The following is an 8054-nucleotide window of genomic DNA, read 5'->3' on the forward strand; positions in this document are numbered from 1 at the left end:
TGCACTATAGTTGACACACAATAATAGATAACTCAGACCAGCTAAACTTAAACCTAAGTGCCAAGCACTCTCTCGCCAGATCTTGACATAGTCAGAAGTAGCGGGCATCTTTAAACTCAAGCTCCATTCTGCTACCATCAGGGCTAATAAAATTGCTGAAAAGCCCCCTAGATGTAGGTTGGGAAAAAGATAGTTAATGGCACTGATAACGGTTGCGATCGCAGTACTGTGGGTTAGGTAGACCCTTAAGCGCAGATGAGGCTTAATCCCTAACCTATCCCGTCGCTGAGTCACAATCCCTAAAGTTATAGCAGAATTAATACCATTAATCGTGAGTAATAGGGGATTGGAAAAACACAGAGTAGTCAGATTAACTCCTATTCCTAGAGCAATGACTTCTGCAAATTCTGCCAGATCATGTTTTTTGCGCTGATATAACCAATCTGCTAACCCAACAATTAAAACCAGATAGGGAAACAGTACTAAACTCAACAATACATAGGGAGTTTCTTGGGAATGGGTTAACGTAGTTGCTGTTTCCAGTAGCCAGGTTTGTATTGATGGGGGAATCAATCGCCATGAAAGCCAAACCATCTGTAAACCAATGGCTAACATGGCGGCTAAATCGGAACGTCGCCAAAATTTTAGTAAACGATTGACAAATAACCAGACCCCCAGCCCACTGACAATCATGGCTTGCCAAGGAAACTCAGCTGCTACACAAACTAACCAACCCACCACCAGCAAGCTACCCCCTAACCAAATCATAGGGAGACGGGGAAACGGGGAGACCGGGAGAGATGGTGCCTGAGGCTTTTGGTATAGCCAGTAGAGAAACCAACCACACATCCCAATCGCTAACCCCAGTTGTTCAATATCGACACCTATGACAAAAATTGCTCTAAATAGCAGGATGCCGATGCCATAAACTAAGATGCGGAAGCCAGCAACATCAAAAATAATCGCTGAATTTTTCTTTCTGGATTCTATATATAAGGTAGCGATGGTGCTACCGATGCCCAAATAAACTGCTCCTATGGGAAATCCAGGGATACCCCAACCCCAGTTTAGGTAACTCAGACCTAAATAATTAATAATCGGTAAGGGGAATGATTGTTGTTGTCGTAATCGTAAAAATCCGTTCCCGTAGCCGCGACCTAAGAGTATCGAACTTAGTACTATCGCACTTAGTGCTACTGTCGCCACTGCTACCACTAGCCAATTTAAGGGATGACGCCACAAGCCAAAGCCATCCATTGCCCAAAAATTGACTGGGATCAGCAACAGACTGACAACTCGCAAGGTTTGGGCTGTTAACGGTAAATTCCCTTGTTTCGTTGTCCAAGCACTAATCCCCCAAAAGCTCAAGGTATAGGCCAGCAATACTCCATACTGTCCAGCAGCTGGGAAATTGTCCCATTGACTAGCAGCCAGTACCCCAGAGGATACCACCACCATAAACATACCCAGAAACAGCAACCAGCGGACACTGAATTCTGCTTGAAGGGATTGCCACATTTGAGCAATCCAGTTGGGTTTCTTAGGTTTGGGTGTCTCCGGTGCAAAGTCATTACTAGCTAAAGGTGACACTAGTTGAGGCGCTGGTTTCGCGACTGATAAAGCAGAAACCTTTGGAGTTACACTAGGTTCTGGTAAAGCACAGGTAAGATGTTCTCGACACAACCGTTTAACAAAGGTTTCCTGAAGCAAACCCAAACGTAACCAAGCATCTAATCCCTCTAAAAGAGCGGGATGGGATGCTTTAGTTTTAAATATGATGTCGATGCTAGTCTCAGAAAGTAAACCTAACTCTTGCCATAGGGCTAAAGCTTCTAACAGTTTAGACTGAGAAGTATTGGTCTTGAGGGCAATAGTGATAGAACCCTCCCGTGGCGATGACATAAGCAATATTCCTAGTTAAATAGGAATGCAAGGGGGGCTGATTTAGGATACAGGTAGTTACTATTGTCCACTAAAGAGCCGGAACCTTGCTAGATACCACATTCCACCCTGTCAACTGTCACAATAGAATCTTAAGGTTGGCAGTTATGACCCTATTAAGCCTTGATTATCAGCACTATTGCACGTCTTGATCAATAGTCGTTAACATAATGCTTCCTGATTAATTATTGCGATTACCCTATACTATTTACTTAGATGTAAAGAATTGTAAATGCTGCTCAATGGCTCAACCCCTCAACCTTTTAACCTTACCGAAATTGCTCAATAAATTATTATCTTTGCTCCCAGCATTAAGGCAGGAGATTTGGATTCTGGCAACCGGTCGATTGTTATTGCACATCGGTCAAGGGTTTACTTTAGTTTATGCCTCGATTTTTTTTGTTAATCAGATTGGTTTATCCGCCACCCAAGTTGGGATGGCTCTAGGGAGTTCTTCAATTTCTGGAGTATTAGGACGCTTGATTTCAGGGACTTTGGCTGATTCCAAGTTTTGGGGACGCAAGAAAACTTTGCTACTCTCGGCAGCTGTTTCTGCTCTAGCAAGTCTTTGTTTAGCGTTTACCTATAATTTCCCAACTCTGGTTATTGCTAACTTACTGATGGGTTTAGGGATTGGTCTATATTGGCCGCCTACTGAGGCAGTTGTCACCGATCTAACCACTCCTGTTCAGCGTAATGAAGCCTTTTCAGTTACTCGTTTAGCTGATAGCTTAGGACTAGGATTGGGAGTTATTGGGGCAGGGCAGTTAATTGCTGCTTCTGGCAGTTACCGTACTTTATTTGTGCTCAAAAGTATTTTTTATGTGATTTTCTTCGTTGTCATTTATTTAGCGATCGCAGAAACAAATAACGTTCAAGAGGTGCCTCAATCCCCTACCCAATCCTGGAAACAAGCACTAAGCGATCGCTTTTTGATGATTTGGTTACTAGGGAATACTCTCTTCACTACCTATGATGCTCAACTCAATAGCATTATGCCCCTCTATTTTGCCAATTTTGTTCCAGGAGGAGGAACAGAAACCGGATTAGCTCCAGAAACGATTAGTCTTATTTTCTTCTGGCATGTCGCCTTTGGTGCCATTTTTCAACTACCTGTTGCCCGCTTTCTAAACCAGTTTCAACGCACCAATGTTCTGATGGTTTCTTTACTACTGTGGTGTGGAGGATTTGTGTTAGTTTGGCTCACAGGAGTTGTTTATAAGTTGGCAGTTATTCCAGCACTTTGTGCTTTGTTACTATTAGCTTTTGCTAAGGTAATTTATCTCCCTTCTGCCTCTTCTTTGGTGGGGGATTTAGCTCCACAATCGTTGCGAGGAGTTTACTTTTCCCTTGAATCTCAGTGTTGGGCAGTAGGTTACTTTATTGGACCGTCTTTAGGAGGTTGGGCATTGGATCAATCTCCAGAATTTACCAGTGGTTTTTGGTTAGTGACTGCTAGCAGTGTGGGCTTAGGTCTTGGGATTTTGTCCTATCTGGGCAAGAAGAGTCATGAGGTGATAGGTGTTAGGCATCAGGCTTGAGGCAAATGGTGTTATAGCAGAAGTCAGAAGTCAGAAGTCAGAAGTCAGAAGTAAAACTATTGCTATACTTAGCTTTGAGACTTTTGTCATGTCCTAACTGCCCTGGCGACTGCTATAAGTGTAATCTTGCCAACTAATTGAGTATTCAAGCAGCATAATTAAGTGTTTATGCATCAAAATAATAAAATTCTGCTTTATTAATGAAGTTTTAAAATTTAATAGTGAAGCATTAAGCATCATATTGCTTGGGTTAGGATTAGGCTTGATGTCCTAAAACCCGACACCTATGACCTATGACCTATGACCTATCACCTATCATCTGTAAGCATTCAGCAGTCAGGCGTCAGCCGTCAGCTTATTTTATTCAAAGGTGCGCTTGACCCATTAAGAATTAAATTCGCCACGGGTCGCACCTAAAAGTACCGATTGCGCTACTTGAGGTGCTGCGTGAACAGTAGCGTGGCACAGGCTTATAACCTGTGACTTTCCTCATAAACTGTTCGCTTAGCGTGGCCTAAGGACAATGGCTGATAGCTGATAGCTGATAGCTGATAGCTGATAGCTGATAGCTTACTATCATCTTTATTTTCCCATCAAGAGGTCAGGTTTTCTGGCCTTATAATTGGAGGATAGCCAAAAGTAGATGCTTTGATTGTGGCAAAGCATCTACCTTTGGAAGGAGTGTTGTTGTCTTCCCTGTTGAGAGAGTTGAACTGACCTTGCTAGCTTTGCTAAAAACCCTTATCGACATTATCAGGCATTGGTGGTCGGAGTTTACCCTCCAGACCAAGCTAATGGCAGCAGCCACTCTGGTTGTCTCATTGCTCATGAGTGGCTTGACCTTCTGGGCGGTGAATACGATTCAGCAGGATGCTAGGATGAACGACACTCGCTTTGGTCGTGATCTCGGTCTCTTGCTGGCTGCCAACGTTGAACCTCATGTTGCGGCAAATAATTTCGACGAACTAGCTCGCTTTTCCAGCCGCTTCTACACTAGCACCTCCAGTGTGCGTTACATTATCTATGCTGACGAGGATGGGGAAATAATCTTTGGTATTCCTTTCTCCGCAGCAGAAGTAAAGAATTCTTTAACCATTAAGCGTCGGATTGAGCTACCCGAGGGCGACGCCAAAAACTCTGATCAGCCCATGGCACGGCAGCACCTGACTCCTGATGGTCAAGTCACTGATGTGTTTGTTCCCTTAATTGACGAAAACAAATACTTAGGGGTTTTGGCTGTGGGCATTAACCCTAACCCTACGGTGGTGGTTTCTTCCAATTTAACAAGAAATGTTACCATTGCTGTGTTTATCTCGATCTGGGTGATGGTGATTTTAGGTGCAGTGGGGAACGCCTTGACTATCACTAAGCCCATTAAAGAACTACTAGTAGGGGTGAGAAATATTGCTGCTGGTAATTTCAAGCAGCGGATTGAGATGCCTTTGGGAGTAGAACTGAGGGAATTGGTGTCTAGCTTCAATGACATGGCAGAGCGTTTAGAACGCTATGAGGAGCAAAATATTGAAGAACTTACCGCAGAAAAAGCTAAGTTAGAGACTCTAGTTTCCACAATTGCCGATGGTGCTGTACTGATTGATACCAATTTTCAGGTAATGTTAGTCAACCCGACAGCACGGCGGATTTTTGGTTGGGAGGAGCAAGACATTGTCGGTAAAAATGTCCTATACCATCTCCCTGATGTGGTCACAATGGAACTAACACGACCGCTGTATCAAATGGCTACAGCGGATAAACAGACAGAAACAGAACGGGAATCCCGCGAAGGTGAAGAGTTTCGTATTACTCTGACCAAACCGGTCTCTCGCACCGTTCGCATTCTCCTAAGTAAGGTACTCAACCAATACCGGGAAAATATTAAGGGAATTGCTATCACTGTTCAGGATATCACCCGTGAGGTGGAGCTTAATCAGGCAAAAAGCAATTTCATCAGCAATGTTTCCCACGAACTCAGAACACCTCTATTTAACATTAAATCATTTATCGAAACCCTCCACGACTACGACGAAAAACTTAGCGAAGCTAAGCGCAAGGAGTTTCTTGACACGGCTAATCGGGAAACTGACCGACTAACCCGTCTAGTTAACGATGTCCTAGATTTATCACGGCTGGAATCTTGTCGAATTTATCAACTCGAACCCTTTGACATTGTTCGACCTATAGAGCAAACCCTGCGCACTTATCAGCTCAACGCTCGTGACCAAACTATTGAACTGGCTCAGGAGATTGAACCAGATTTACCACCAGTTATGGGTCACTACGATTTGTTGCTCCAAGTCTTGGCTAATTTAGTGGGCAACTCTTTGAAATTCACTGAGTCTGGTGGACGAGTGGTAATTCGTGCTTATCAATTAGAACCCGAACTCAATACCAAAGAAGGAAAAGACAGGGTGCGAATTGAAATCTCGGATACGGGAATTGGCATTGCTCCAGAAGACCAACAGGCGATTTTTGACCGATTTTTCCGGGTAGAAAACCGAGTTCATACCCTGGAAGGGACGGGATTGGGGCTTTCAATTGTCAGAAACATTATCGAAAGACATCATAGCCGAGTAAACTTAGTCAGTGAAGTGGGAGTTGGGACAACATTCTGGTTTGATTTAGAGGTGTGTGAAGAACAAAAAATTACGGTTAAAGAACATTTGCAAGTAGACACCTCACAGACCATACCAACCGACTCACCCGCTACTAGTAATCTGTCAATTTCGTAGCGCTTAGTACTATCATGTCTAGTCAATTAAATTTTGACGGAGTACTAGCTTGTAGGGTGGGCAAAAACAGTTTGTTTCTTTTGATTATTCTAAATAATATTACTTTGCCCACCCTACTTTAATTGGTATTTTTTTTACACGCAAGTCCCTTACCTCTTTTATTCAAAAGCACCTCAAGTAGCGTGCCCATAGCCCATAAGCTGATACGCGACACGCTGATAGCTGAATGCTTACGTCAATTCAATTTTGACGGAGTACTAGTTGACTTTAACTAGTGGCCATCAGGGCTAGCAAAAAGCTAGCAGCGATTAATACCAATAGACCTAGTAAGGCTGGGTTCCTTTGACCCCAAAGCCTGACGGATTCAAGTAAGCCACGCTGGGGATTATAAATCTGCTCAGGCTCTGAGGTACTTTCGGAACTATCCTCGTAAAGGGTACACTGCTTAGCATAGGGACGTTGGGGAAAGGTGCAGGTATCATCAGCATGATAGGTACAGGTTTCACACAAGGGGGTATTTCCTGTGGTTTGGTGTAAGGTAATCCCCGGATGACCATAGGCTTTAAGGATTGCTCCACAATGGGGACAGGTAATCACCTTGCTATTGATAGGTTGATGGCATTTGGGACAATTGATCATTAGTCATTAGTCATTTCTCAATAGTCATTTCTTAATCTTAACTGTCTTGCACATCCAGCTGATTTCCCTTCTTTGCCTCTTTAGCGTTTAACAAAACTCGCGGAATTCCCCACCCTCTTCCAGGGTGTTGAAGTTACCGTAAGTAGAGTGGAGCCTTTATGGTTGGTCGGCTATGGGAAAAAGGGTTAAAACTGTTTGATTAAGGCTCCACTCTACTAAGGCGCGCGTCTCTAGGATGGATAGCGAGACAGAAAATTTATTTTATCCCTTGACACCTTACTGTGAAATACATATAATATTAAGCATGGTCGAGTTTGAAGTTACCGTAAGAATAAAGAAGCCTTAATCACAAAGATTTAACCCTTTTATGCATAGCCGACTAACCATAAAGGCTTCTTTATTCTAAGGTTTCATCTCCAACAAGTTTGAGTGCAATGAAACATAAAGCCGTCAAAGTTAGAATTTATCCCACACAAGAGCAAATTCAAGTGTTAGCTCAGCATTTTGGATGCGCTCGTTGGTGGTGGAACTATGCTTTGAATCAGTGCATAGAAACCTACAAAGAAACTGGCAAGGGGCTAAAACAATCTGCACTCAACTCTATGTTGCCAAAGCTCAAAAAACAAAAAGAGACTGAATGGCTAAAAGATTGTTACTCTCAGGTTTTGCAATCCGTGAGTCTCAATCTTAGTCGTGCATATCAAAATTTCTTTGAGGGTAGGGCTGAATATCCTAGGTTCAAATCATATCATCATCGCCAATCAATTCAGTATCCCCAGAACGTAAAACAAGTTGGCAACTACTTGAAGTTCCCTGGAAGATTAGGCATTATCAAAGCAATAATCCATCGACCACTAGATGGAGAAATGAAAACTGTAACCGTTAGCAAGACTCCATCTGGAAAATATTATGCTTCTGTGTTAATGGAATATGAGCCGGATGATTTGCAGCCTTCCACAAAAGGAAATGTGATCGGAATTGATTTGGGTATTAAGGATTTTGCTATTACCTACGATGGCGAAAAAACTTCCAAGTTTGGGAATCCAAAGCACTTAGCCAAGTCCGAAAAGAAACTGACTAAAAAACAGCGTATCGCTGCCCGAAAGAAAAAAGGCAGCAATGGACGCAAAAAGGCCAGAAAGATTGTAGCTAAGGTATACGAACAGATTGGAAATGTCCGCCAAGACTACCTGCATAAACTATA

The 8054-nt window shown here is 43.0% G+C and carries 4 protein-coding genes and 1 pseudogene; 3 read left to right on the forward strand and 2 right to left on the reverse strand.

Annotated elements, in window-relative coordinates:
- Nucleotides 1–1902 (reverse strand): annotated as a pseudogene (locus F6K20_RS15055) (DUF2157 domain-containing protein); the annotation flags it as partial.
- Between the two features lie 281 nt (nt 1903–2183).
- On the opposite strand from F6K20_RS15055, the gene F6K20_RS15060 reads away from it, so the two are divergent.
- On the forward strand, nt 2184–3482 hold the full coding sequence (locus F6K20_RS15060) for an MFS transporter (protein ID WP_008189599.1): 1299 nt from the start codon (nt 2184–2186) through the stop codon (nt 3480–3482).
- Between the two features lie 719 nt (nt 3483–4201).
- Complete coding sequence (gene nblS, locus F6K20_RS15065; RefSeq protein ID WP_008189600.1) at nt 4202–6211, forward strand: two-component system sensor histidine kinase NblS; 2010 nt, start codon at nt 4202–4204, stop codon at nt 6209–6211.
- Nucleotides 6212–6478: 267 nt separating this feature from the next.
- On the opposite strand, the gene F6K20_RS15070 is transcribed toward nblS, so the two are convergent.
- The gene (locus F6K20_RS15070; RefSeq protein ID WP_008189603.1) at nt 6479–6850 is read right to left on the reverse strand and encodes a zinc ribbon domain-containing protein; all 372 of its coding nucleotides are present in this window, start codon (nt 6848–6850) and stop codon (nt 6479–6481) included.
- 434 nt (nt 6851–7284) lie between these two features.
- On the opposite strand from F6K20_RS15070, the gene F6K20_RS15075 reads away from it, so the two are divergent.
- A partial coding sequence (locus F6K20_RS15075; RefSeq protein ID WP_287295161.1) for an RNA-guided endonuclease TnpB family protein occupies nt 7285–8054 on the forward strand: 770 nt, incomplete at its 3' end.

Source organism: Moorena sp. SIO2C4, from assembly GCF_010672485.1.
Classification (GTDB): Bacteria; Cyanobacteriota; Cyanobacteriia; order Cyanobacteriales; family Coleofasciculaceae; genus Moorena; species Moorena producens.